General features: G+C 58.1%; 22 protein-coding genes. 21 read left to right on the forward strand and 1 reads right to left on the reverse strand.

Annotated elements, in window-relative coordinates:
- Window positions 1–49 precede the first annotated feature (49 nt).
- The 5 genes from ADIMK_RS05455 to ADIMK_RS05475 all read left to right on the forward strand — a co-directional run bounded on the left by ADIMK_RS05455 (window position 50) and on the right by ADIMK_RS05475 (window position 5,474).
- Window positions 50–1,495, forward strand: coding sequence for an NAD-dependent succinate-semialdehyde dehydrogenase (locus tag ADIMK_RS05455; protein ID WP_036184680.1), 1,446 nt, complete (start codon window positions 50–52; stop codon window positions 1,493–1,495).
- 566 nt (window positions 1,496–2,061) lie between these two features.
- Complete coding sequence (locus ADIMK_RS05460) at window positions 2,062–3,075, forward strand: TRAP transporter substrate-binding protein (protein ID WP_036185282.1); 1,014 nt, start codon at window positions 2,062–2,064, stop codon at window positions 3,073–3,075.
- A gap of 120 nt (window positions 3,076–3,195) precedes the next feature.
- Window positions 3,196–3,744 (forward strand): TRAP transporter small permease subunit, encoded by a 549-nt coding sequence (locus ADIMK_RS05465; protein WP_036184688.1) that lies wholly within the window; start codon window positions 3,196–3,198, stop codon window positions 3,742–3,744.
- Complete coding sequence (locus ADIMK_RS05470; RefSeq protein WP_036185284.1) at window positions 3,734–5,050, forward strand: TRAP transporter large permease; 1,317 nt, start codon at window positions 3,734–3,736, stop codon at window positions 5,048–5,050. Before ADIMK_RS05465 ends, ADIMK_RS05470 begins: the two co-directional genes overlap by 11 nt.
- Before the next feature lie 4 nt (window positions 5,051–5,054).
- On the forward strand, window positions 5,055–5,474 hold the full coding sequence (locus tag ADIMK_RS05475; protein WP_036184691.1) for a universal stress protein: 420 nt from the start codon (window positions 5,055–5,057) through the stop codon (window positions 5,472–5,474).
- 48 nt (window positions 5,475–5,522) lie between these two features.
- Here ADIMK_RS05475 and ADIMK_RS05480 read toward each other — a convergent pair whose 3' ends face one another.
- Window positions 5,523–6,284, reverse strand: coding sequence for a FadR/GntR family transcriptional regulator (locus ADIMK_RS05480; protein ID WP_036184715.1), 762 nt, complete (start codon window positions 6,282–6,284; stop codon window positions 5,523–5,525).
- Between the two features lie 169 nt (window positions 6,285–6,453).
- On the opposite strand from ADIMK_RS05480, the gene ADIMK_RS05485 reads away from it, so the two are divergent.
- The 16 genes from ADIMK_RS05485 to ADIMK_RS05565 all read left to right on the forward strand — a co-directional run bounded on the left by ADIMK_RS05485 (window position 6,454) and on the right by ADIMK_RS05565 (window position 26,563).
- The gene (locus tag ADIMK_RS05485; protein ID WP_036184718.1) at window positions 6,454–7,641 is read left to right on the forward strand and encodes an acyl-CoA dehydrogenase; all 1,188 of its coding nucleotides are present in this window, start codon (window positions 6,454–6,456) and stop codon (window positions 7,639–7,641) included.
- Between the two features lie 48 nt (window positions 7,642–7,689).
- Complete coding sequence (locus tag ADIMK_RS05490; RefSeq protein ID WP_036184720.1) at window positions 7,690–8,901, forward strand: CaiB/BaiF CoA transferase family protein; 1,212 nt, start codon at window positions 7,690–7,692, stop codon at window positions 8,899–8,901.
- 523 nt (window positions 8,902–9,424) lie between these two features.
- Window positions 9,425–10,342, forward strand: a complete 918-nt coding sequence (cyoA, locus tag ADIMK_RS05500; RefSeq protein ID WP_051692509.1) for a ubiquinol oxidase subunit II — start codon at window positions 9,425–9,427, stop codon at window positions 10,340–10,342.
- Between the two features lie 2 nt (window positions 10,343–10,344).
- Window positions 10,345–12,318 carry a cytochrome o ubiquinol oxidase subunit I gene (gene cyoB, locus ADIMK_RS05505; protein WP_036184722.1) on the forward strand — a complete coding sequence of 658 codons (1,974 nt, stop codon included), beginning with the start codon at window positions 10,345–10,347 and terminating at the stop codon, window positions 12,316–12,318.
- Window positions 12,319–12,321: 3 nt separating this feature from the next.
- On the forward strand, window positions 12,322–12,939 hold the full coding sequence (cyoC, locus tag ADIMK_RS05510; protein ID WP_036184723.1) for a cytochrome o ubiquinol oxidase subunit III: 618 nt from the start codon (window positions 12,322–12,324) through the stop codon (window positions 12,937–12,939).
- The gene (gene cyoD / locus ADIMK_RS05515) at window positions 12,939–13,268 is read left to right on the forward strand and encodes a cytochrome o ubiquinol oxidase subunit IV (protein WP_036184725.1); all 330 of its coding nucleotides are present in this window, start codon (window positions 12,939–12,941) and stop codon (window positions 13,266–13,268) included. Before cyoC ends, cyoD begins: the two co-directional genes overlap by 1 nt.
- A 5-nt stretch (window positions 13,269–13,273) precedes the next feature.
- Window positions 13,274–14,161, forward strand: coding sequence for a heme o synthase (cyoE, locus tag ADIMK_RS05520; RefSeq protein ID WP_255344268.1), 888 nt, complete (start codon window positions 13,274–13,276; stop codon window positions 14,159–14,161).
- Between the two features lie 159 nt (window positions 14,162–14,320).
- Window positions 14,321–14,899 carry a hypothetical protein gene (locus ADIMK_RS05525; RefSeq protein WP_036184726.1) on the forward strand — a complete coding sequence of 193 codons (579 nt, stop codon included), beginning with the start codon at window positions 14,321–14,323 and terminating at the stop codon, window positions 14,897–14,899.
- Between the two features lie 251 nt (window positions 14,900–15,150).
- Window positions 15,151–15,669: an Hcp family type VI secretion system effector gene (locus tag ADIMK_RS05530; RefSeq protein WP_036184727.1), complete on the forward strand. Its 519-nt coding sequence runs from the start codon at window positions 15,151–15,153 to the stop codon at window positions 15,667–15,669.
- A 79-nt stretch (window positions 15,670–15,748) separates the two neighbouring features.
- Window positions 15,749–17,842 (forward strand): type VI secretion system Vgr family protein, encoded by a 2,094-nt coding sequence (locus ADIMK_RS05535; RefSeq protein WP_036184731.1) that lies wholly within the window; start codon window positions 15,749–15,751, stop codon window positions 17,840–17,842.
- Window positions 17,843–17,856: 14 nt separating this feature from the next.
- Entirely contained in the window at window positions 17,857–18,711 is an 855-nt protein-coding gene (locus ADIMK_RS05540; RefSeq protein ID WP_197027483.1) for a DUF4123 domain-containing protein, read from the forward strand.
- Entirely contained in the window at window positions 18,708–22,013 is a 3,306-nt protein-coding gene (locus tag ADIMK_RS05545; protein WP_036184735.1) for a toxin VasX, read from the forward strand. The genes ADIMK_RS05540 and ADIMK_RS05545 overlap by 4 nt, the downstream gene beginning before the upstream one ends.
- 8 nt (window positions 22,014–22,021) lie before the next feature.
- On the forward strand, window positions 22,022–23,158 hold the full coding sequence (locus ADIMK_RS05550) for a DUF6708 domain-containing protein (RefSeq protein WP_036184737.1): 1,137 nt from the start codon (window positions 22,022–22,024) through the stop codon (window positions 23,156–23,158).
- Window positions 23,158–24,294: a DUF6708 domain-containing protein gene (locus ADIMK_RS05555; protein WP_051692511.1), complete on the forward strand. Its 1,137-nt coding sequence runs from the start codon at window positions 23,158–23,160 to the stop codon at window positions 24,292–24,294. Before ADIMK_RS05550 ends, ADIMK_RS05555 begins: the two co-directional genes overlap by 1 nt.
- A complete protein-coding gene (locus ADIMK_RS05560; RefSeq protein ID WP_051692513.1) occupies window positions 24,294–25,430 on the forward strand; it encodes a DUF6708 domain-containing protein in 1,137 nt (378 codons plus the stop codon). Before ADIMK_RS05555 ends, ADIMK_RS05560 begins: the two co-directional genes overlap by 1 nt.
- A complete protein-coding gene (locus ADIMK_RS05565) occupies window positions 25,430–26,563 on the forward strand; it encodes a DUF6708 domain-containing protein (RefSeq protein ID WP_051692515.1) in 1,134 nt (377 codons plus the stop codon). Before ADIMK_RS05560 ends, ADIMK_RS05565 begins: the two co-directional genes overlap by 1 nt.
- Window positions 26,564–26,571: the final 8 nt, after the last annotated feature.

Consider the following 26,571-nt stretch of genomic DNA (forward strand, 5'->3'; position numbering starts at 1 on the left):
CCAACGCGACCCGTTCGGGACAATCGAATCAACCCGCTGAGAGAAGAGTATGCAGAGCACCATTATCCGTACCCAGGCTTATGTTGATGGCCAGTGGGTCAGCGCGGCCTCCGGCAAGACGCTGTCAGTTACCAATCCTGCTACCGGCGAGCATCTGGCCGATGTGCCGGATATGAGCGCCGAAGAGGCAAGCGCGGCGGTCGAGGCGGCGGATCGTGCCTTTATCGGCTGGAAGAAAACCACGGCTAAGTCGCGTGCCCAGCTGCTTAAGCGCTGGTATGAGCTGATCTTGGACAATCAGGAAGCCCTCGCTCAGCTGCTGACTGCCGAGCAGGGCAAACCGCTGGCGGAAGCCCGTGGCGAAGTGGCCTATGGCGCCTCATTTGTTGAATGGTTCGGTGAAGAGGCCAAGCGCGCCTATGGCGAGCACATCCCGTCGCCGTCCCCGACCTCGCGTTTGGTGACCATCCGCCAGCCGGTGGGTGTCGTGGCCGCGATCACGCCTTGGAACTTCCCGGTGGCGATGATTACCCGCAAGATCTCACCGGCACTGGCGGCGGGCTGCACCGTGGTGCTAAAGCCAGCAGAAGATACGCCTCTGTGCGCGCTGGCGCTGGCCGCACTGGCTGAAGAAGCAGGCTTCCCGGCAGGTGTCATCAATATCGTGACCACGGCCAACCCGGTGGCGGTGGGTGACACGCTTACCTCGCATCCGCTGGTACGCAAGGTTTCGTTCACCGGCTCTACTCCGGTCGGCAAGCACATCCTGCATCAGGCGGCCGACACGGTTAAGAAGGTATCGCTGGAACTTGGCGGTAACGCGCCGTTTATCATCTTTGACGATGCCGATCTGGATGCGGCGATCAAGGGCCTGCTGATCTCCAAATACCGTAATGCCGGTCAGACCTGTGTCTGCACCAACCGTGTTTACGTCCAGCGCAGTGTGATGGACGCCTTTATTGGCAAGTTCAAAGCGGCGGTAGCCGGGCTGAAAGTCGGTGCCGGTGATCAGGAAGGAACCGAAGTGGGTCCGTTGATCAACCGCAAGGCGATCGATCGCGTCGATCAGGTGGTCAAGGACGCGGTCGGCGAGGGTGCCGAACTGCTGCTCGGTGGTCAGCGTTCCGATCAGGGTGAACTGTTCTATCAGCCGACGCTGCTTGGCGGTGTCAGCGAAACGATGGCGATTGCCAACCAGGAGTTGTTCGGCCCGATCTCGACCATCTTCGTCTTTGATGAAGAGGAAGAGGTGATCGAGCGCGCCAATAACACTCCGTTCGGTCTGGCCGCTTATTTCTACTCCCGTGACATCGGCCGTTGCTGGCGTGTGGCCGAGGGGCTGGAATACGGTATGGTCGGCATCAACGAGGGGATCATCTCCAATGAGGTCGCCCCGTTCGGTGGTGTGAAAGAATCCGGCACCGGCCGCGAAGGTTCCAAGCACGGTATCGACGACTACCTGGAGATCAAGTATCTCTGCATGGGCGGTATCTGATTCTGCTCTCTGGCTGTCGCTGCCCCTTTCAAGGGTGGCGGCAGTGACCTCCCTGCACGCCTTTAGCCTCCCTTTCTAAGTGATTTGTTCTGTCTTTTTGTGAAATCTTCAAAAATATTTTTCATATGACTTTTTGTAAGCAATAAAAAACAGCTGTTCAGCCCGCGGAATATTTTGTGCTATTTTGGTGCGCCGAGATTGATCCAAGACGCCGATGGCCGGTTCTCGACCCTTTTTGTATGCGGATGTCGGCGGTTGCCGTCAGCGTAAGTCCCTTCCTATACCGGTTTCAGCCGGTTCCGATGATCCCGTTTGCTGTGTGCCGAATTAGTGCGTTTTTCGGATAAGAGAGTCCGGATTGATGCACGCAAAATACCCCTCTGGGGATATTGATTTAGTTTGATAGCCCTCAAAGTGAACGTAAGGCGTACAGCGTTTAACCACTTGTGCCCCTTTGCGATAGTCGCATCACCGGCTGTAGCGGAAAAAACTGCTCCGCTGCCAAAAACCAAACAAATTAGCCGGCCAGATAACTATGCGAGGGGAGACAAGACAATATGAAAAGAATGCTGAGCAAAATGTCCCGTCGAATTGCGACTGGAGCCGTGGCGCTGACGCTGACTGCAGGCGCAACAGCCAATGCGGTCGCTGCCGAATTCAACTGGCGTTTTGCCAACCTGTATAGCCGTGGTACCGCCTTTGGCGAGGTGTATCAGAGTCTGGCCGATAACATCGAGACGATGTCTGGTGGACGTATCGCGGTAAAAATGATGTATGCCGGTGAAGGTATCAGCACCAACGGTATCTTCGGTGCGGTGAAAAACGGCCTGATCACCATGGGTGCTCCGTTCCAGCCGATGCATGCCGGAGAGATGTCCGAGGGTATCATCGAGGTCGGTCTGCCCGGCGGCACCGACAACCCCGCCGAGCTGATGGACCTGTTCTACGAGAAAGGTTTTGGTGATGTGCTCTCTGAGGCTTATGCCGCACACGGGATCAAGTATCTCGATCCGTACATCCAGCCGCCTGTCTACATCATCACCAAAGAGCCGATCAACTCCGTTGAAGACTTCAAAGGTCTGAAAATACGTGCGCCGGGTGCCTACGGTAAGTTCCTGCGTAACCTCGGTGCTTCTCCTGTCAACCTGACCTGGAGCGAGATCTACACCGCACTGTCGACCGGCGTTATTGATGGCTCTATCGGCTCCAACCTGATCGACCATCGCGACGGCAACCATGTCGAAGTGGCCAAGTACATGTACCGCCTGCCGCTGGCCGGTGCGCAGGTGCTGCCGGTTATCGTGAACCAGAAAGCCTGGGATGCGCTGCCGGCAGATCTGCAGGCGATCGTAAGTGCTGCAACCGTCGTGCATGCCAAGGATCAGCTGACCAAATCCCGTGCCTGGGAAGCTCAGGCTATCGCCGATATGGAAGCGAAGGGTCTGCAGTGGAGCCCGGAGCCGAGCGCAGCTGACCGCGAAGCCTGGAAAACCGCTGGCGCAGGACTGTGGGATGACTACGCGAAAGAGAGCGATTTCAGCGCTCGCCTGATCGACGTGCTCAAGAAGGACGCCAACTGAGCCAACGCTGTTACCGGGGCGGATTGAATCTGCCCCTCTTCAGCTCACCCTGATTCTGCGGGCGCCGGAGTGCGCCCGATCCGTATCGGCGTGGGCTGATCCTTTTTCAGGAAGTTCATTATGGTAGCAACACTGTTCAGAGCCTACTGCCTGAGCGTGCAGTTCGTCGTCCGCTTCGTCGGTCGCTCGGTCTCCTACCTGGTACCGCTGCTGGCGTTTGTCGTCGCTTTCGAGGTATTTGCGCGCTATGTGCTGAACCAGCCGACCATCTGGGCCTATGACCTGTCGCTGTTTCTTTTTGCCTATATCGCTGCACTGGGCGGTGCCTATGCCCAGCAAAAGCAGGCGCATATCAACGTCGACATTCTCTATCTGAAAGTGTCGGCACGTACCCGGCGCCTGTTCAATCTGGTGACCTATGCGCTGGCGATCTATTTCATGCTGGTGCTGATCGATATCAGCGTCGACAAGCTGATAGAGGCACTTAAGTTCAACTACCGCCGCCAGAGCGAGTGGGCCCCGCACATGCATCACTTCTGGGTGATGATGATGACTGCGGCCGGTCTGATGGCGGTGCAGCTGCTGGCACAGTGGCTGGAGGATATCTACGCGCTGATCAGCGGTCGCGAGCTGTTTGAAGAGCGGGAGAGCAACAATGATGAGTATTGAGCTGCTGACCGCTGTATTGCTGGTCTGCCTGTTGGTGGCGTTTGCCTTTGGCGCGCCTGTGGGGCTTGCCCTTGGCGGCATCGCGATGGCGATCGGTTATCTGACCTGGGGCGAGGGGATCTTTAACATTATCCCGTCCACCATCGACTCCACCTATTTCAGTTTTATCCTGTTGGCGATTCCGCTCTATATCTACATGGGGCAGCTGCTGACCCGCTCCGGTATCGGGGATGCGATGTTCAATGCCAGTCAGCTGATTATCGGCAGGGTGCGCGGTTCGCTGGCGATCAGCGTGATCGGCGTCTGCTCAATGATCGGCGCCATGGTCGGTATCATCGGTGCCGGTATCATGACCTCCGGCAGTATCGCGCTGAAACCGATGCTGGAGCGTGGTTATGATCGCCGTCTGGCGCTGGGGGTGATTATGGCCGGGGGTGGCCTGGGTATTCTGATCCCGCCGAGCGTCCCGATGATCATGTTTGCCTCTGCCACTCAGAACTCGGTCGGTCGCATGTTTATCGCCGCGCTGGTGCCGGCGCTGATTTCAGTGGTCTCGCTGGCGCTCTATGTGATCATCAGCTGCCGGTTGAACCCGGAACGCGCGCCGATGGGCACCGGCGACGAAGCGGTGATGACGCCGCGACAGAAAGTGATAACACTGCGTGATGGCCTGTTTTCGGTACTGCTGATCTTTGCCGTACTGGGCAGCATCATCTCCGGTATCGCCACACCCACGGAGTCCGGCGCCATCGGCGTCATGGGGGCGATCATCCTGGCGATCCTGTTCAAGCGCTTCAAACTGTCGATGTTCCAGGCCGCCGGTTTCGAAACCTCGCTGCTGATCAGCGTGGCGATGTGGATCATCTTCGGCGCGACCCTGTTCAGCAACTTCCATCTGTTGATGGGCGTGCAGGATATGGTGGCCTCCTTTACCGAGGACCTTGGTCTGCCGCCGCTGGGCGTGATCATCATGATGCAAGTGATCATGATTCTGCTCGGTTTCATCATCGACGAGTTCATTATCGTCCTGATGTGCGCGCCGCTGTTCACACCCATCGCGGTATCGCTGGGCTATGACCCGATCTGGTTCGGCATTCTGATGATTCTCAACATCGAGATCGCGGTTCAGACGCCGCCTTACGGCTTTGCGCTGTTCTACCTCAAGGGGATTGCGCCGCCGGGGGTGACCATGTCCGACATCTACCGTTCGGTGCTGCCATTCATCTGCATCAAGGCGGCGGTGTTGATTCTCTGCATGCTGGTGCCGGAGATTGTGCTCTGGCTACCGAACAAGATCATGGGGTGAGGCGATGTACAGCAATATTCTGATACCGATGGATCCCGATCATGCTGATCTGTTCGATGCCCAGGTCAAGGCGGCGCAGCGACTGCTGGCAGACGGCGGCACCATCTCGACAATCTACGTCAACCAGAACTACGTGCATCATGTGCTGGCGGCAACCTCGTCTGATAGACCCACGGAGATCGAGCAGGCGATCCTGAAGCAGGTGAAGGCGCTGTTTGAAGCCGAGGTGCCCAAGGAGCAGCGCGGGCATGTTTACTCGCGCCGTGGCGTGGTGCATGACGAGATCATCAAGAAGGCGAAGGCGATCAAGGCCGACCTGATCATCATGGCCGCGTGCAAGAAGCCTCTGGAGCGCTATTTCCTGGGCTCCAATACGCGCAAGGTGATGATGGACGCCAGTTGCTCGGTGTTCGTTCAGCGCTGATACGCGATACAGGTGCGGTGGCGGGTTGCCCGTCGCCGCACTCCCGTCTTAACGAGGCGTCAGGAAGTGCTGGTGAAGCTGGCCTTCTAGCTCCCGATTGAAGTGTTCGGCCGAGTGCATATGGTCGAGCATAAGGGTGCGGGCGCGCTCGGCATCCCGGTCATAAAAGGCCTCCAGCAGTCGCTGGTGATACTCCAGATTGGCGCAGGAAAACTCGTGCTGCTCCGGTAGTGCTGACTTTTTGAAGATCACCAGATCGCGGATCATGTCGTTCACGAAGCGGCCGATGAATGCCAGCATGGCGTTACCGCAGCGACTGGCCAGCACCACATGAAACTCAAGCTCGGCAATACGCTGCGCCATGCGCTCTTCGAAGGTCTGCGGCGGTACTTCGCACTGCTTGACCAGTGCCGATAACCTATCCAGATCCTCGTCATTGAGATTGGGGGTGGCCAGTGCCGCTATCTCTGGCTCGATCAACGTACGTAGGGCATAGATCTCAGGGCCTGAGGGCTGCTCAAAATGCAGAAAGTTGCGCAGCAGCTGGCTGGCCTTTTCGTAGGGCACCCGCTCCAGAACGGCGCCGCCGTTGGGGCCGGTGCGGATCGAGATCAGCCCCTGTACCTCAAGCGACTTCAACGCCTCTCGTACAGTCCCTTTCGAGCAGTCGAACTGCTCCATCAGCTCCCGTTCGTTGGGTAGTCGTTCACCCGGCTGTTTGCCGTTGATGGCCACCCAGCGCTTGATCGATTCGACGATCTGGTCGGCGCGCTTGATCCGTTTGGGGCTGACGAGCTCTTTGTCCTGCATGGCGGTTTCGTGGCGTCTGTGGGGAGCGACATCCTGCCATAGATCAACGCCGATGGCGATGTCGGTTGAACTATTATATTTATTAGTATAAATATCACAAATACGTATCGCATGCAGTCGCCGATACCCATCAACCGTTCGAGACTCAAGGTTCAGGGAGACTAGAAAAATGTCGCACGCTTCACGTTTCAACTGGGAAGACCCGCTACTGTTCGAGCAACAGTTGACCGAAGAAGAACGTCAGATCAGCGATGCCGCGCGTGCTTACTGCCAAAACGAACTTCAGCCGCGGGTGCTGAGTGCCTATCGAGAGGAGCGTTTCGATCGCGAGATTATGAACGAGATGGGCGAGATGGGCCTGCTCGGCGCCACTGTGGCGGAGGAGTACGGCGGTGCTGGCCTTAGCCACGTGGCTTATGGCCTGATCGCCCGCGAGGTTGAGCGGGTCGATTCCGGTTACCGTTCCGCGATGAGCGTCCAGTCCTCTCTGGTGATGTACCCGATCGAAGCCTACGGCTCCGAGGAGCAGAAGCGCAAATTCCTGCCGCGTCTGGCCAGTGGCGAGATCGTTGGCTGCTTCGGTCTGACCGAGCCGGATCATGGTTCGGATCCGGGCTCGATGATCACCCGAGCCAAGAAAGTGGATGGCGGTTATCTACTCAATGGTCAGAAGATGTGGATAACCAACAGCCCGATAGCCGATATCGCGGTGGTCTGGGCGAAATCCGAAGCGCACGAAGGCAAAATTCGCGGCTTCATCGTCGAGCGTGGCACCAAAGGGTTCTCCACACCCAAGATCGAAGGCAAGCTCAGTCTGAGAGCGTCCATCACCGGTGAGATCGTACTCGATGAAGCCTTTGTGCCTGAGGAAAACCTGCTGCCCAATGCCAGCGGCTTGGCCGGCCCGTTCGGTTGCCTGAACAAGGCGCGCTTCGGTATCGCCTGGGGTGTACTCGGTGCCGCCGAGTTCTGCTGGCACGCGGCTCGTCAGTACACCCTTGATCGAAAGCAGTTCGGTCGCCCGCTGGCAGCCAACCAGCTGATTCAGCTCAAGCTGGCCAACATGCAGACGGAGATTACGCTGGGTCTGCAGGCGGTGCTTCAGGTTGGCCGTCTGATGGACAGCGGTAACTGGGCTCCGGAGATGGTTTCGCTGATCAAACGCAACAACTGCGGCAAGGCGCTGGAGATTGCACGGATCGCCCGCGACATGCATGGCGGTAATGGCGTGGCAGACGAGTTCGGCGTCATGCGCCACATGGTCAATCTGGAATCGGTGAACACCTACGAGGGTACGCACGATGTGCATGCACTGATTCTGGGGCGGGCCCAGACCGGTATTCAGGCATTCTGTTGATCGACCAGCGGCGCCCACGGGCGCCGTTTGCGGCTTTGGAGGTTCAGGATGGACAAGCCATTAAGCGGAATCCGCGTGCTCGATCTGTCACGTATTCTTGCCGGTCCCTGGTGCACCCAACATCTGGCGGATCTAGGCGCCGAGGTGATCAAGATCGAACACCCGGTGCGCGGGGATGACACCCGCGGCTGGGGACCGCCCTACCTGGGTGATACACAGGAGGCGGCCTACTATTTGGCGGCCAATCGCGGCAAACAGTCGGTGGCGATCGACATGGCGCAGCCCGAAGGGCAGGCGCTGATTCTCGATCTTGCACGCAAGAGCGACGTGGTGCTGGAAAACTTCAAAGTCGGCGGGCTCAAGCGCTATGGGCTGGACTATGAAAGCCTCAAGGCGGTGAAGCCTGACCTGATCTACTGCTCGATTACCGGTTTTGGCCAGGATGGGCCCTATGCCAACCGCGCCGGTTATGACTTCCTGCTGCAGGGTATGGGCGGTTTGATGGGCATCACCGGTAAGCCGGATTCCGAGCCCGGCGGCGGGCCTGTCAAAGTGGGGGTGGCGGTCACGGACCTGTTCACGGGCATGTATGCAGCAACCTCCATTCTGTCCGCCTTGATCGGGCGGGATCGCACAGGGGAGGGCGCTCATATCGATCTTGCGCTGCTTGATGTGCAGCTTGCCATGTTGGCCAATCAGGCGATGAACTACCTGACCTCGGGACGCTCTCCTGGGCGCATGGGCAATGCCCACCCCAATATCGTGCCCTATCAGGCGTTTGCCACCGCCGATGGCCATATCATCCTGGCCGTGGGCAACGATGGCCAGTTCCGGCGCTTCTGTAACGTAGCGGGTGTAGCCTCACTGGCCGATGACGAGCGATACGCCACCAATCGTGCCCGGGTGGAGCACCGCGCTGAGTTGGTGCCGAAGCTTGAACGTCTGATTGCCGAACAGACGTCTGCGTTCTGGCTTGAGTCGCTAGAGCAGGAGGGGGTGCCTTGTGGCCCCATCAACTCGATTGAGCAGGTATTTGATGATCCACAGGTGTGTCATCGCGGCATGAAGATCACGTTGCCGCACGAAGAGGCTGGAGAGGTCAATCTGGTGAGCAACCCGGTGCGGTTCGACAATCGTGCGCAGAACGCTGGTACCGCACCTCCGCGTTTTGGCGAACATACCGATCAGGTGATCGAGAGGTTATTGCCGGAGCAGTGCGATCGGCTTGAGGCGCTCAGGGCCAAAGGTGTAATCCGTTAGCACTGGGTGTTCTGAGGTTATTTCAGTGGGTTATAGGTGGTTGCTTTATATTCAGATAATTTATCGAACACTCAGTTTCGATAAATATTTGTACAAAGTCGGGCTGGGATTTTAATTGTTTGAAAAATAAGGGCTTGTGAGCCAATGCCAATCCTTTGTTGCTGTTTTCGCAACAAAGGGTTTCGTTCGGTTTGCAGGTCCACTGCTGTAGCGTTCGCGCATTGTTGATCTGGGTCAATGTTTTGAAGTCGTCGACCTGACCCGCAGGCGTTGGACGTTCCGGCTCATTGCCTCTCTGCCGGTTCATCTTTCATGCACCCGTCCTCGCAAGGGACCGAGCCTGCCCGGGCGCTATCGACCGGCCTTTCCTGCATTGATCCATTTCCGCAATACGGCGCTTCGCGTCATTCCGGGAGCTATCCCGGCCAGGGTTCATGCAGTCGTGAGACCCCACGACCTGCATGAGGTTTCGGCCCGGGACGGCTCCTGCTCGTTTCAGCCCCTTTCACGTTGAAGGTTTAAGATGAAAGACAGAGCTTTCTCTCTCTTGCGAGGCGGAATCTCGTTGTTGCTGGTGGCACTGCTCACCGGTTGCAAGGAGGGCATTCTGGCTCCAAAAGGGCAGGTGGCCGCCGACGAAAAATCGCTGATCATCACAGCCACGTTGCTGATGCTGATTGTGGTGATTCCCGTCATTGTGCTGACCCTGTACTTTGCCTGGCGATACCGGGCAAGCAATACGCGCGCAACCTATACGCCCAAGTGGGCGCACTCCAACCGGATCGAGCTGGTGGTATGGCTGGTGCCCTGCCTGATCGTCTCTATCCTCGGCGTCATCACGTGGCGCACCACCCATGAACTGGATCCCTACCAGCCGCTGGCCGGCGAAGCCGACCCGATCACCGTAGAGGTGGTATCGCTGGACTGGAAATGGCTGTTCATCTACCCGGAGCGGAAGATCGCCACCGTCAACGAGCTGGTGTTCCCCGCTCACCGTCAGGTGCGTTTCAAGATCACCTCCGACTCTGTGATGAACTCCTTCTTCATCCCCCAGTTGGGTAGCCAGATCTACTCCATGGCGGGCATGGAAACAAAACTCCATCTGATCGCTGACGAACCGGGCGTCTATGACGGTTTCTCTGCCAACTACAGCGGCGGCGGCTTTACCGGTATGTCGTTCAAGGCCCGTGCAACGGCCTCCGAAGCGGACTTCGATACCTGGGTAGAACAGGTGCGCGCCGGCGACAAAACCTTGGATCAGCAGAGCTACAAAGTGCTGGCCCAGCGTTCGGAGAACCACCCGATCGAACACTATGCACATGTGTCCGAAGGGCTGTTCGACACCGTTCTGAAGCAGTACATGCGCCACCACCACGACCAGCAGATGAGCCAGTTCGACGCCGAGCACGGTGCGCTGGAACACAGTCTGGCCAAGGAGTAATCATGTTCGGAAAACTGACGCTCGACGCCATTCCCTTTCACGAGCCGATCATCATGATCACGCTGGCCGTGGTGGGTATAGTGGCTGCCTTCATCGCTTACTACCTCACGAAAACCCGTAATTGGGGCTATCTCTGGCGCGAATGGATCACCTCTGTCGACCATAAACGCCTGGGTATCATGTATATCATTCTGGCGTTGGTGATGTTGGTCCGCGGCTTTGCCGATGCGATCATGATGCGCACCCAGCTGGCCATGGCAACCGACGGGGCGCCGGGCTACCTACCGCCGGAGCACTACGACCAGATCTTTACCGCCCATGGCATGATCATGATTATCTTCATGGCGATGCCGTTCATGATCGGTCTGATGAACATCGTCCTGCCGCTGCAGATCGGCGCGCGCGACGTGGCGTTCCCGTTTCTCAACAATTTCAGTTTCTGGCTTGCCGCCGGTGGCGCCATCCTGGTCAACATCTCATTGGGTGTGGGTGAGTTTGCGCGTACCGGGTGGGTCGCTTATCCGCCGCTGTCGGAGCTCTCGTACAGTCCCGGTGTCGGTGTCGATTACTACATCTGGGCACTGCAGATCTCGGGGCTTGGTACGCTGCTCACCGGTGTCAACTTCCTGGTGACCGTGTTCAAGATGCGCACGCCGAGCATGAAGCTGATGGAGATGCCGGTGTTCACCTGGGCCTGCACCTGGGCCAATATCCTGATTGTGGCCTCGTTCCCGATCCTGACCGCCGTATTGGCGATGCTGACTCTCGACCGTTACCTGGACTTCCACTTCTTCACCAATGAAGGCGGTGGTAACGCGATGATGTATATCAACCTGTTCTGGGCCTGGGGCCACCCCGAGGTATACATCCTGATCCTGCCGGCATTCGGCATTTTCTCCGAGGTGATCTCCACCTTTACCGGCAAGCGCCTGTTTGGCTACACATCGATGGTCTGGGCCAGCGGTGTTATCTCCGTACTGGGCTTTATCGTCTGGCTGCACCACTTTTTCACCATGGGCTCCAGCGCCAACGTCAACGCCTTCTTCGGCGTGGCGACCATGATTATCTCGGTACCGACAGGGGTGAAACTGTTCAACTGGCTGTTCACCATCTATCGCGGCCGCCTGCGCTTCACCACGCCGGTGCTGTGGACGCTGGGCTTCATGGTCACCTTTACCATTGGCGGTATGACCGGTGTACTGCTGGCCGTGCCGGGGGCGGACTTTGTGCTGCATAACAGCCTGTTCCTGATTGCGCACTTCCACAACACCATCATCGGCGGTGCCGTATTCGGGTATCTGGCAGGCTTTGCCTATTGGTTCCCGAAAGCGACCGGCTTCAAGCTGCATGAGGGCTGGGGTAAGGCATCGTTCTGGTTCTGGCAGGTCGGCTTCTACGTCGCCTTTATGCCGCTTTACGTGCTGGGCTTCCTGGGCATGACCCGTCGTCTTAACCAGACCAACAACCCGAACTGGGATCTCTGGCTGTACATCGCCGCCGTGGGTGCCGTGCTGATTCTGGCCGGTATCCTGTGCCAGGTGGTGCAACTCTACGTCAGTATCCGTGACCGCGAGCAGAATGCCGCCGAAGGCGATCCGTGGAATGGCCATACCCTTGAGTGGTCGACTACCTCTCCGCCGCCGTTCTACAACTTCTGTGCGCTGCCTGCCGTAGAGGGTCTGGATGCCTTCACCACCGCTAAGGAGAAGGGGTACGCCGGTCGCAAGCCTGCGTTCTACGCCCCGATCCATATGCCGCGCAATACCGCAGCCGGTGTATTCATGGCCGGATTCATCACCCTGATGGGCTTTGCCCTGATCTGGCATATCTGGTGGCTGGCCGGTGCCGGCTTCCTTGCAACCATCGCGACATTGCTGCTTCGTGCCTATGACGATGACACCGACTACTACGTGCAGCCGGAAGAGATCGAGGTGATCGAAGGTGTTTCCGATGAACAGTTAGCGAGGACGGCGTAATCCATGACAACACAAGTAACTTTCCCGACAGACGCCTACCCCTACCACGAGGAGGCGCACCACGACAGCGGCGGTAACACCCTGTTCGGTTTCTGGCTCTACCTGATGACCGACTGCCTGCTGTTTGCATCCGTGTTTGCCACCTACGGCGTGCTCTACTTCGCCACCGATGGCGGGCCGACACCGAAGGAGCTGTTCGAGCTGGATTATGTGCTGGTGGAAACCTTCGCACTGCTGTTCTCGAGCATCACCTACGGCTTTTCCATGATCAACGCCCATGCCGGTCGCCGCGGCGCGACGCAGTTCTGGCTTGCCGTGACCTTTGCCCTGGGCGCTGTGTTCATCGGCATGGAGGTGAACGAATTTGCTCACCTGATCGCCGAGGGTGCAGGTCCTCAGCGCAGCGCCTTCCTGACCGCGTTCTTCTCGCTGGTCGGCATGCACGGTCTGCATGTAACCGCGGGTCTGATCTGGATGGCGGTGATGATGCTGGAGGTGTCCAAACGCGGACTTGGCGGTAAGACGCTGACCCGTCTGGGCTGCCTGAGTCTGTTCTGGCACTTCCTCGATGTGGTCTGGATCTGTGTGTTCACCGTGGTTTATCTGATGGGGGCGATGTAATGGAACATTCCAATCATGATGCTCATGGCAGTGGTTATCACGGCTCGGTGAAGTCCTACCTGATCGGCTTCGTACTGTCAGTGATCCTTACCGTGGTGCCGTTCGGCATGGTGATGGTCGGCGGGTTCGATCCGAAGCTGATTTTCTGGAGCATCAGCCTGCTGGCGGTGGTGCAGATAATCGTTCACCTGAAGTATTTCCTGCATCTGGACTTCTCGGTGGAAGGACGGCCGAACACCTTCACCTTCCTTTTTACCGGACTGGTGATCGTGATGGTGGTGGGGCTGTCGCTGTGGATCATTTACGCATCCAACGACATGATGATGTGATCGCCATGCTGAAGCTCAAACGCTACCTGCTGGTGGTCAAGCCCGGCATTATCTTTGGCAACCTGATTGCGGCGGCGGGCGGTTTTCTGCTCGCCGCCCAGGGCGAGGTGGACGGCGTGTTGCTGCTGGCCACGCTGCTCGGGTTGTCGTTGGTGGTTGCCTCGGGCTGCGCCCTGAATAACTGTATCGACCGGGATATTGATGGTCGCATGGAGCGTACCTGCAACCGTGTCACCGTAACCGGTGTGATCTCGGTGCGCGCCGCGCTGATACACGGCGTGCTGCTCGGGTTGGCCGGGTTCTCGCTGCTGGCGGTGTGGACCAACGCGGTCACGCTGTTTTTCGCGGCTTTCGGGTATGTCATCTATGTCGGCGTCTACAGCCTGTGGATGAAGCGCAGCTCGGTGTACGGCACGCTGGTCGGTAGCCTCTCGGGGGCCGTCCCGCCGGTGGTGGGCTACTGCGCTGTCACCGGCCGTTTTGACGCCGGCGCTGCCATTCTGCTGCTGATGTTCTGTCTCTGGCAGATGCCGCACTCGTACGCCATTGCGATCTATCGCTACCGCGATTATGCCGCCGCCAACATACCGGTACTGCCGGTGGTCAGCGGTGTCATGCGCACCAAGCGTCAGATCGTGCTCTACATCATCGCCTTTGCGCTGGCGACGCTGATGCTCGCCATCGGCGGTTATGTGGGGTACGGCTATCTGGGCGTTGCGGCGGTCACCAGTGTCTGGTGGTTGGCCATGGCGCTTCGAGGCTGGCGTGTCGAGATGGATGATCGCGGATGGGCGCGGGGCGTTTTCGCCTTCTCCATCGTCACCATTACCGCCTTGAGCATCGCCATGGCGGTTGATTTCCAGCACCCGGTGAACTGGTTGGCGATGAGCTGAACCGGGCCCTCACCGAGCTTTTTCTCCCCCAAACCCCGGCCTGCGTGTCGGGGTTTTCTTTTTCAGCGAGAGTATTTTTCAGGGATCGCTTAAGGGGTGCCGCTGTCTCAGTATCGAACGGCGGGATAGAATGTCGCCATACCGGAAGGGGGAAGAATCATGTTGAAGAGCAGTGGTGGGGTGTTGTCCCGAGTGGTGTTGGTGGGTGTGTTGTGCCTGACCTCCATGAGTGCACTGGCTGAACTGGCACCGGCCCGTATCGAAGCCTATATCGCCAGCCTTGCCGAGGTAAGAGCAATGGGTGATCAGCTAAAGGCAGAGGGCAAGCAGGATCTGCTGGCGCGCCAGATCATGCCGCGCGCCGGTGAAGCCTTTGATCCCCATCAGCGTGCAATCCGCGCGCTGAAGCGGGATGAACCGGCTTACTTTGCGCGTCTGGAGAAGAGTGTGCTGACGCAGGGGTTTACCAGCGCCGACAGCTGGGCCCACACCGGCGATCAGATCGTGCTGGCCTACGGCGCGGTGAAAGTCTCGGCCGAAAGTCCGCAGATGCTGGCGCTGGCCGCACAGGGCGGCCCGGAACAGGAGCTGCTGTTGCAGACACTGCCTGCCCAGCAGCGTGCACAATTGCAGCAGGCACTGGTGGTTGCCAAGGCGCTATCCAAGGTGCCCGAGGCCGACAGGCGTGCCGTGCGGCCCTACGTTGGCCAGTTGGATAAGCTGTTTAGTCAGAACTGATAGTCCTGGGAGTACAGGAATAGATGCGTTGACGGTATCCTCTTGAGGGTAACCGGATGGCCCGGGCAATTTTTTGCCCGCTGGGCAATATCTTGCTCAATCTCGGGCAAGATTTTGCTCGATGAAATCGTATGTGATAGAAACCGCTTTAGAAACAATGCTTTGTGGTCTGGCATGCCCCTTGCTTTAACAGGGGCGGGGTTTGGGGATGCAAACCTCGATCACATCCATATCGGAAAAGGAATTTTTCAATGCCTACACCCTGTTATATCTCTATCGAAGGTCAGACTCAGGGCCACATCACTGCTGGCGCCTTCACCGCTGAATCCGTGGGTGACATCTTCGTTGAGGGACACGAAGACCAGATGCTGGTACAGGAGTTCAACCATGTCGTCACCGTGCCCACCGATCCTCAATCCGGTATGCCTTCTGGGCAGCGCGTCCACAAGCCGTTCAAGTTCACCGTAGCGCTGAACAAGGCGGTTCCGCTGTTGTACAACGCGCTCTCCTCCGGCGAGAAGCTGACCAAGGTTGAGTTGAAGTGGTATCGCACCTCCATCGAAGGCAAGCAGGAACACTTCTTCACCACCAGTCTGGAAGGCGCCACTATCGTCGATATCAACTGCAACATGCCGCACTGCCAGGATCCGGCAAAAGCGGATTTCACGCAGTTGATCGAGGTTTCCATGGCGTATCGCAAGATCGATTGGGACCATGTCAGCGCCGGTACCTCGGGTTCGGACGACTGGCGTAAGCCGATCGAGGCCTGATAGGCGCCAGATTCACCTGACCCCGGTATCTGAACAGGTATCGGGGTTTGGTCGTTTTGCCAGATGACAGGGAGGTTCGATGGCAAGATTGAGCTTTGAAATACGCGTCGATGGATTACCGGACGACGCTCTGATCCTGCGTGAGTACAAGGGGTGGGAGTCGCTATCCAGTGAACCGCTGGATATCAGGCGTCCGTGCCATGGCTTTTATTATCAGATCGACCTGGCCAGCCGACGCGCTGATATCAAGCCCGATGATGTCGTCGACAAACGTGTCAGTCTGCTGATGCTGAGTGATGGACATGAGGTTCAGCGGGTAAACGGAATTGCACGCAGTTTCAGCCGCGGTGATAGCGGGCATGCCCATACCTTTTACGCCCTGGAGCTGGTGCCGGCTCTTGAGCGGCTCTCCCTGAGGCAAAACAGCCGAACGTTCCAGCACAAGAACGTACCTGAGATCGTCTCCATACTGTTGCAGGAAATGGGGATCGAAGACTATGCGTTTGCCCTGAAACGCGAAGGCTCCCCGCGTGAATTCTGTGTGCAGTATCGGGAGACCGACTTGGATTTCCTGCACCGGCTGATCGCGGAAGAGGGGATCATCTACGCATTTGAGCATCGGGGCGACAGTCACACACTGGTGTTTACAGATGACAGTGCAGGTCTGCCGTTGTTGGCACACCCCCTCGCCTATAACGCGCAACCCGGTGGTAGCGATGACCGGCCATATGTCAGTGCTCTGACCCGCAACTCCCGCGCAGACGTCAGCCATAGTCAGCTCAAGGATTACAGTTTCAAAAAGCCGGCCTACCGCTTTTTACACACGGCTCATGCCAGCGAGATCGACTATCAGATTGCTGATCGCTATGAACATTATGATTACCCCGGTCGTTACAAGCAGGATGTCAGTGGCAAGGTGTTTAGCCGTATCCGCCTCGAGTATCTGCGCCGCGAGTCCGAAACTGCGCTTGGCAAAAGCAATGCACCGAATGTGCGGGCCGGCACGCGCTTTAAGCTGGCGGATCACCCTGATACCGCAGCTAATCGTGATTGGCTGGTGGTGTTTATCGAACATCAGGGGAGCCAGCACCAAGCGCTGGAAGAGGCGGGCGGACAAGGCATGACCCGCTATACCAACCGTTTTACGCTGATTCCGGCTCATCGTCGCTGGCAGGGGTGTCCACAACCCAGGCCTCAGGTCGATGGGCCGTGTGTTGCCGTGGTTGTGGGGCCGCCGGGTGAAGAGATCCACTGCGATGAGCATGGTCGGGTCAAGGTTCATTTTCACTGGGATCGCTACAGCAACGGAGATGATCGTTCCAGCTGCTGGGTGCGTGTTTCACAGGGATGGGCAGGTGCGCAGTACGGCACCATGGCGATCCCGCGGATAGGGCATGAGGTGATTGTCTCTTTTCTGAATGGCGATCCGGACCAGCCGATTGTGACCGGCCGCGTTTACCATGCGGCCAACCGGCCACCCTATCCATTGCCGGAGCACAAAACCAAAACCGTCATTCGCACCGAAACCCATGGAGGACAGGGGTTTAACGAGCTGAGCTTCGAAGATCAGGCCAGCCGGGAGATGATCTATCTACATGCGCAGAAAGATTATGAAGGGCGTATCGAACATGATCACAGCACCAGTGTCGGTCACGACCAACATCTGAATATTGAGCACGACCGGTTCAGCCGTGTACAGGGCAATGACCACCTCAGCGTAGACGGGGAACAGCGCCTGCATGTTAAACAGAATCGCAGCGTGGAAGTCGACAGCTCTCTGCATCAGAAGGTCGGCAATAAAACCAGTCTGGTCAGTGGCAGTGAGATTCATATCAAGGCGGGCAGTAAAGTCGTGCTGGAGGCCGGGGCTGAAATCACCCTAAAGGCTGGTGGTAGCTTTATCAAGATCGACCCGGCCGGCGTTCATCTGGTTGGGTCTGCGATTAATCTCAACTCCGGCGGCAATCCGGGAAAAGGGGCTGGTTACGGCGGACAGACCGCCTTGTTACCCAACGGTGTAGGTGCACCGGATACACCGGGCGAACTTCAGGTGGCGGACATTCTGGCCTCCCAAACCGCCATGGATCCACTGTTGAAAAGCCGACAGCTTGAAGCGTTGAAAGGTAAAGAGCCCGTATGCGAAGTGTGTGATACAGCAAACAGCTCGAAGTAATGGAGTTCAGTCTGATGGAAGGGAATCTTATCAGTACGGTGCCAGCGTTCGATCGGGCACACACGCAGCAGCTATACCTGATCGTTGATGGTGGGCAGATCGAAGACCTTGCTCCACAGCTCTACGCGCTGGAGGGTGAACTGGAGATGGAGTTCATCTACCTCAAGGCCCCTTACGACCATCTGATGGAGGTATCTCCCTGCGTTATTCGTGCCACTGAGCCGGTCAAAGAATGGTTTCTTGAGCAGAACGCGCCGACGGCAGGCTACCTTTTTGCCTCCAGCCAGACGCTTGAGGCTGTAGCGTCATTGTTTCGCGCGATCATCGAAGTGGAGTCACCGCTGGGCAGCAACGTGTTTCTCAAAATGGCGCACTCCGAAGTAGCACATATTCTGCTGGAAACCCGCACTCCAGCCCTCTGGATGATCGTTGAGACTGGGTGGCTGCCCACCCGTTACGGCTGGCAATATGCTGAGCGTCCAACGGACCTTGCACTCGACGTATCGCACCCTATCAAACTGACAGACGATCAGTGGCAACGCTTCGGAGCAATCAGCTGGCGTAATCGCCTGGAAGAGGTTCAAGCGCACCTGCGGCACTATTTCCCCCAGTGTCTGGATAGGGTTGCAAGACCGGAGAGTTGGATAGCACACCATGCAGAGACAGCCTACAACAAGGGCTTCACCACCCTGCAGGAGCAGCTGATCTACTTCAACATCCTGGGTTGGCTTGGTGATGACGCCTTCACCGATCGTTACCCCGACATTCAGGACCTGATCGAAACCCGCTCAGCACGTACGCCCGGTCAGCGCCTGGAACAGGCTGCCATACTTGCCGAACGCTATACGCATAAGGAAATGCACACATGAATACGTCCGTCAGCGGCCCCATCGCTGCCGCCCTCAGCGCCTCAATACGGGATGTGAAAGATCCTCTCCAGCCGTGCCCGTTTAAGAAAAAGACCATCCAGCTGCTACCGCTGCGTTACGGTTTGGTCGAGTCTCCCGTGTCGCAGCAGGCTGTTGTTCTTCCATATGAGACCCAATCCAAACCGTTGGGGATACGCCTTCTCAGGGATGGTTGGTTGTATGTGGTGTTGTCTCACGGTGACCAGCAATGGCTGATGCACGAATACCGTGTGGAGAAGGGTTTGGTAAGCAAGCTGCTGTGGAAAGATGCAGAGGTTGCCGCGGATATTCGCACCCATTCAGTCGGTGAAGCGAAACTGATTTTCCCGGCTAACACCACACTGTATGTCACCTACTCGGAGGTGCAGTGGACGGCGGCGAAGTGTTCACAGGTGATCGGCAGCGCCCGCGACCGGGAGGCCTTCATGCAGCGGGTCAGTCTTTCATCCATCAACGCTAGCAGCGGTGGCAAAGACCTCCTTACAGAACAGCAAGCACGGAACGTCATTGCCGAGGTCGCCGAAGCCGAAGGCGACAATAAAACTAACGATGACGTTACCCCCTACGTCTGGGAGCACACACCTCTGTATCGGCATGTCGGCTTCGAGCAGATCCGCCAACAGGCATCGACACATCCTGACGATCACCTCTATCTGGTACTTGAAGACGACATCGGCGTACTGCGTGATCTCGCCGCCTACCAGGACAAGGTCGTGGAGTGGATAGGCGACTGGCAATCCGATGACACCCGCCACCAGAAATATGTCGAGGGCTGCTATATCGAATCCCAGCTCGATCTGGCACCTGATCGTATCGACAAACTTGCCCTGGCGTTGGGGGATCAATCGTTCGTCAAGGATCTCGACGCCCGGCAGAAACAGGCGCTGGAGGACTGGATAGAGGCTTGGGATAAATACAGTGACGACATGAGCCGGCCGGTGGTGGGAGAAAAGTTCCGCGAGATGGAACGGCTGCTTGGTCCCGAATTGATGAGCAAGCATGAGGGTACGCTGTTTGCCATCAAGGATCGGTTCTTGGAGCAAGCGGAAGGCGTCTCATGGTGGAAGGCGCTCTGGAGCGGCAATGCCGGTACTGACGGTATCGAAGACCTGATTGATCGCGAAGCGATGGAAGCTTTCCTTGCCGAGGAGCGCAAAAAGCTTCAGCACTGGCACCGGTTGCTCGACAGCATCAGCGACGATCGCACCGCGCTGTTCAGCCGCTTCTACACCGCCGCTTGGTACTTCGACCCAAGCAGCAGCGAACAGATCCAGGCGGCACTGGCCGCGGAGTACGGCTGCATCAAGGATATCTGCCGCAGCGACAAGGCCACGCAGCAGGTCGCTGACACCCTGAACCGCATGCCCTGGGTGCTCTACTCGATGCTCTATACCCTGCCGAAAGCACAGCTGGACAAGACGACCAAGGATATCGGGGAACGGCTCAAGGGCGTTGGCGACCTGATTGAGCGCGATGAGTCCCGACAGGCGCTCGCCGATATCAGCGCTCAACTCAACAGCCTGGTTCGTACGCTCCAACCGACGTTCGACATCATCGCCTTCGATGCGCAACTGTCCGCGTTCAGCGAACTCAACGACTCCGCCTATGCACCGGCGAACACCGTCGGCATGGCGGAAAAGGCGCAAAAACTGCTTGGCGAGCTGTCGACCGAACGCCAGTTCGATCCCTCCAACGTACTGCGCAATCTCAAGGATGCCGAGTGGCTGTCGATCCTTAAGGCGTATGACAGCAGTGGCATCACCATCGAGTTGGCTACAGAAGCCGAGGTCAAGATCTTCAAGGACCGTGTCGATGAAGCCGGCGCTATCAGAAACACCAACCGACGGCTGAAAAACAGATTGAGGGAGCTCAAGATTCGACTGCGACGCGAAGGTGGAATCGACGTGCGAATTGCGCAGATGGAGAGCGAGTTTCGCGCCAATCAGCAACGGCTGAGTGAGCTGGAACCGAAGATCGCTGCCGGCATGAGTCCCTTTGGCACCGAAGCCGGACGAATCGGCTACCGGATACAGGGCCTGACCCCACATCAGCATCAGGAGCTGGAGAAAATCAGCACCGGCGAACGGGTGAATCCGAATCAGCGCCTGTTGCAACCGGGCGTGCTGGATGGGCTGGCGGTGATCATTGCGGTGTGTCAGATATGGATCGCGGTAAGAACTTTTAACGAGTTCGGGAATGATAGTTTGACCGCGAGAACGTCTAAATTGGACGTAGTACGAGATATCACCAATGCATTGGGTGCTAGCTTTGCCGCTGGCTATGGCCTATGGGCCGGTCGCAATATGAACGCAATCAAGGAGTTCACTTCCGCCACGCAGAAACTGGTCTATGGCGTTCAGTTAGGGCGCATGGCGACCTACTTGGGAGGATCCGCTTACTTTTTCTCACTCGCGTCATCGGGGATAAAAGTGTGGCAAGCCTACGCGGCCTATCAGGACGCCCTGCGACGCGGCGATCGACAGGCCCTGATTAAGGCCGGGATGGCGATCGGCACCGAAGGAACGCTGACAGCGATGAACGGCTACGGCCTTGGGCGCAGTCTGGTCACAGTGATGCGTGTCACCCTTGCCAGCCCGGGCAGCAAGGCGGCGATCTGGGCAACGGAGGGGATGAGACTGCTCTCGCTCGGCGCCCGCCTCAACCTGATCGGCATCGCCGTAAGCGCCGTGCAGCTGGGGACGACGGTCTGGATCAACCATAACCACCTCACGCCCTATATGCAGTGGTTCAAGCAGAGCCGTTGGGGCCAGGAACCGATGGCACGCACGTTACCGCAGAGCAATCTGGCGCTGGCACGAATCACAGCGCGTCCCAGAGTTGATATCGAGGCACTGACCAAAGGTCATGTACTCACGTTCGAACTGCCCGCCATCCCTTTCGAAGAGCTGGACCGGGCGGAGGTGAAAATCGCGCTCTACTGGTTGATTGATGCCCAACGCAACGACTGGCAGCCCTGGACACAAAAGTTGCAGCAGCAGTGGCTATTGCTGAGCGGACCGGGGGAAGGGCTGAAAATGGGCTTGGCGCTCTATCCCGAGGAGGTCAACGCCGGCCACGGTATCGGCATCGAACTGCACTATAAGCCTGTGCCGGAGGCAAGTGCGGACGACGTGCTGCGCTTTCAGACCGACAGCCTGAACCGGATCGGACAACTGCAGGAGGTTGCCCTGCTCAAGGTGCGCGACCCGAGCAGCACCAACCTGCTGCCGCTGACAACGCAGACGATCACCCAAGTCATTTAGGAAAGATCATGAGCAGACAAAAACCAGCCGCCCCGGACAGCGATGCGCTGGAGCTGAAGGAGCGCCCGCCCCACGCCGGCGAGGTCCGCAAGCACATCTGGGGCGAGGCGATGTTCTTCTCCCCCCGCCCCCTGCCCACCTGGGCGCCCAAGGAGGGGCGCATGGCCGCCGGCGAGGTGATGGCGGTCAACGACACCTATATGGATATCGGCCAGAGCAACTATGGCAAGGCGTTTCAAGTGCAGGTGGGCATTGGAATATTGATGACCGGGTTCTGGGTGTTTTTTCTGATTATTGTCGCCATGAGTCTGAAGCTCGTGGCTGCACATAACCATGAGCACCGTTTCTTTTACTATTTCCGGGAAGGAGTGGAAGAGCTCTATCTCCCCCTCGGATCCATTTTTCTGCTTGCTGGTGCCATCGTCCTATATGCCATCCTCTACACCACCTTCCGCAAGTCCCGCCAGCGCCCGCTGCGCCTGAACCGCCAGCGCCGTGAGGTGTGCTTTTTCCCCAAGGGCAGCGACGAACCGGTCATCTGCCCCTGGGAAGAGGTGGTAGCCTGGGTCGCGCTGAGCACCGGCTCTACCGGCACCAACCTGATGCAAAGCATCACCTTCGGTATGGCGCTGCCCTACGACAACGGCGAGAACTACTGGTTGCTGCATCAGGACGTCATGTTGGTGACCCAGGCGCAGGAGGCCTGGGAGACGATGCGCCGCTATATGGATGAAGGCCCGGAGTGCTGGCCGCGTCCCATGCCGCCCGAGACCCGCGCCACCTTCGATGCGGAACGGCGCAAGCGGCATGAGATGTACCGTCGCGGTGAAAAAAGCTGGTTCCGCTCAAGACGCGGCGATATCGGCTACTCCCGGCTGAGCATGGTCTGGTTCTATTTCTATAACCTGTTCTGCTTCTGGAAGTTTCCGTATTGGGTGGCAGAGTGGGATCAGAAGTACAGTATGAAGCCGATGCCCGCGAGCATCGATGAATGGTCTGCACCACTGCCGGAAGAGCAGTGGACCAAGCCCAGCCCGGAACTGCTAAAGGAGAAGGCTGCGCTGGAGCGGTTCTACCGCGAGGCGCGCGGGACTATCCATGATTTCTACCGCGCCCGACAGGTGGCGGATGTGGAGCCGGTCTGATGCGCCGAAAAAAAACGACCGTCCCCGACAGTGGGTCGCTGGAACTGAAGGAACGCCCGCCCCGCGCCGGCGAGGTTCGCAAGCACCTCTGGGGTGAGGCGATGTTCTTCTCTCCCCGCCCCATGCCCACCTGGGCGGCCGGGGAGGGGCGCATGGCTGTGGGCGAGGTGATGGAGGTCAACGACACCTATATGGATATCGGACAGAGCAACCACGGCAAGGCGTTTCAGGTGCAATCGTGTATAGGGATTTTGATGGGCGTGTTCTGGGTGTTTGCCCTGATTAACGTCGCTTTGAGCCTGAAGCTTGTATCTATACACATCTATGAGCAGAGTTTTTCCTACTATTTCTGGGACGGAGTGGAAGAGCTCTACCCCGTTCTCGGACCCATTCTCCTAATATTGGCGGGCATCTATCTGTACGCCATCCTGTACACCACCTTCCGCAAGTCCCGCCAGCGCCCGCTGCGCCTGAACCGCCAGCGCCGTGAGGTGTGTTTTTTCCCCAAGGGCAGCGACGAACCGGTCATCTGCCCCTGGGAAGAGGTGGTGGCCTGGACGGCGCTGAGCACCGGTTCTACCGGCACCAACCTGATGCAAAGCATCACCTTCGGTATGGCGCTGCCCTACGACAACGGCGAGAACTACTGGTTGCTGCATCAGGACGTCATGTTGGTGACCCAGGCGCAGGAGGCCTGGGAGACGATGCGCCGCTATATGGACGAAGGCCCGGAGTGCTGGCCGCGTCCCATGCCGCCCGAGACCCGCGCCACCTTCGATGCGGAACGGCGCAAGCGGCATGAGATGTACCGTCGCGGTGAAAAAAGCTGGTTCCGCTCAAGACGCGGCGATATCGGCTACTCCCGGCTGAGCATGGTCTGGTTTTATTTCTATAACCTGTTCTGCTTCTGGAAATTTCCGTATTGGGTGGCGGAGTGGGATCAGAAGTACAGCATGAAGCCGATGCCCGCCAGCATCGATGAATGGTCTGCACCACTGCCGGAAGAGCAGTGGACCAAGCCTAGCCCGGAACTGCTAAAGGAGAAGGCTGTGCTGGAGCAGTTCTACCGCGAGGCGCGCGGGACGATCCATGATTTCTACCGCGCCCGACAGGCGGCGGATGTGGAGGCGGTCTGATGCGCCGCAAAAAAACGACCGTCCCCGACAGTGGGTCGCTGGAACTGAAGGAACGCCCGCCCCGCGCCGGCGAGGTTCGCAAGCACCTCTGGGGCGAGGCGATGTTCTTCTCTCCCCGGCCCATGCCCACCTGGGCGGCTGGGGAGGGGCGCATGGCCGCCGGCGAGGTGTTGGAGGTCAACGAGACCTATATGGATATCGGCCAGAGCAACTGCGGCAAGGCGTTTCAGGTGCAAGCGGGTATTGGGATCCTTATGGGCGGGTTCTGGGTGTTTTTTATGGCCGCTATTGCAATGGGGTTTGGGCTCCAATACAAAAACTACTACGACCAAAGTTTTTTTTATTATTTCAAAGAGATAGCGTCGGAAATTTCCCCCCCTCTCGGATACATTTTTTTAATTGCTGGCGGCATCTACCTGTATGCCATCCTGTACACCACCTTCCGCAAGTCCCGCCAGCGCCCGCTGCGCCTGAACCGCCAGCGCCGGGAGGTGTGTTTTTTCCCCAAGGGCCGCGACGAACCGGCCATCTGCCCTTGGGAGGAGGTGGTAGCCTGGGTCGCGCTCAGCACCGGTTCTACCGGCACCAACCTGATGCAAAGCATCACCTTCGGTATGGCGCTGCCCTACGACAACGGCGAGAACTACTGGTTGTTGCATCAGGACGTCATGTTGGTGACCCAGGCGCAGGAGGCCTGGGAGACGATGCGCCGCTATATGGATGAAGGCCCGGAGTGCTGGCCGCGTCCCATGCCGCCCGAGACCCGCGCCACCTTCGACGATATACGTTACAGGCGGCGCGAGATGTTCAAGCGCGGCACCAAGCGCTGGTTCTGGTCCAGACAACAGGATATCGGCCCCTCTTGGCTGGGGTTGTTCTGGTTCTACTTCTGGAACCTGTTCTGCTTCTGGAAGTTTCCGTACTGGGTAGCGGAGTGGGATCAGAAGTACAGCATGAAACCGATGCCCGCCAGCATCGATGAATGGTCTGCACCGCTGCCGGAAGAGCAGTGGACCAAGCCCAGCCCGGAACTGCTAAAGGAGAAGGCTGAGCTGGAGCAGTTCTACCGCGAGGAGCGCGGGACTATCCACGATTTCTACCGCGCCCGACAGGCGGCGGATGTGGAGGCGGTCTGATGCGCCGAAAAAAAACGACCGTCCCCGACAGTGGGTCGCTGGAACTGAAGGAACGCCCGCCCCGCGCCGGCGAGGTTCGCAAGCACCTCTGGGGTGAGGCGATGTTCTTCTCCCCACAGCCTATGCCTTCTTGGGCACCTAAGGCGGGGCGCATGGCCGCCGGCGAGGTGATGGCGGTCAACGAGACCTATATGGATATCGGTCAGAGCAACTATGGCAAGGCGTTTCAGGTGCAACTGGGTATTGGGATGCTGATGGGAGTGTTCTGGGTGTTTTTCCTCGTGCAGGTTTTGGATGGTTTTCTTCTGGAACACCGAGATGGTTATGATCACAGCTATTATTACTACTTTTTGCAGTCAGGGGAGGGTACCTATGCCACCCTCGGCTCCATTTTCCTGATTTTGGCGGGCATCATCCTGTATGCCATCCTGTACACCACCTTCCGCAAGTCCCGTCAGCGCCCGTTGCGTCTGAACCGCCAGCGCCGGGAGGTGTGTTTTTTCCCCAAGGGCAGCGACGAACCGGTCATCTGCCCCTGGGAAGAGGTGGTGGCCTGGACGGCGCTGAGCACCGGCTCCACCGGCACCAACCTGATCAAGAGCCTCACCTTCGGCATGGCACTGCCCTATGCAAACGGCGAGAAGTACTGGCTGCTGCATCAGAAGGTGAGTCTGGTAAACCAGGCGCAGGAGGCCTGGGAGACGATGCGCCGCTATATGGATGAAGGCCCGGAGTGCTGGCCGCGTCCCATGCCGCCCGAGACCCGCGCCACCTTCGATGCGGAACGGCGCAAGCGGCATGAGATGTACCGTCGCGGTGAAAAAAGCTGGTTCCGCTCAAGACGCGGCGATATCGGCTACTCCCGGCTGAGCATGGTCTGGTTCTATTTCTATAACCTGTTCTGCTTCTGGAAGTTTCCGTACTGGGTGGCAGAGTGGGATCAGAAGTACAGTATGAAGCCGATGCCCGCCAGCATCGACGCCTGGTCCGCGCCACTGCCCGAGGAGCAGTGGACCAAGCCCAGCCCGGAACTGCTAAAGGAGAAAGCTGAGCTGGAGCAGTTCTACCGTGAGGAGCGCGGGACGATCCATGATTTCTACCGTCAGCGTCATGCTGATGGTATGGCAGTATAACTTGGGGC

Source organism: Marinobacterium lacunae (genome assembly GCF_000705555.1).
Lineage (GTDB): Bacteria > Pseudomonadota > Gammaproteobacteria > Pseudomonadales > Balneatricaceae > Marinobacterium_D > Marinobacterium_D lacunae.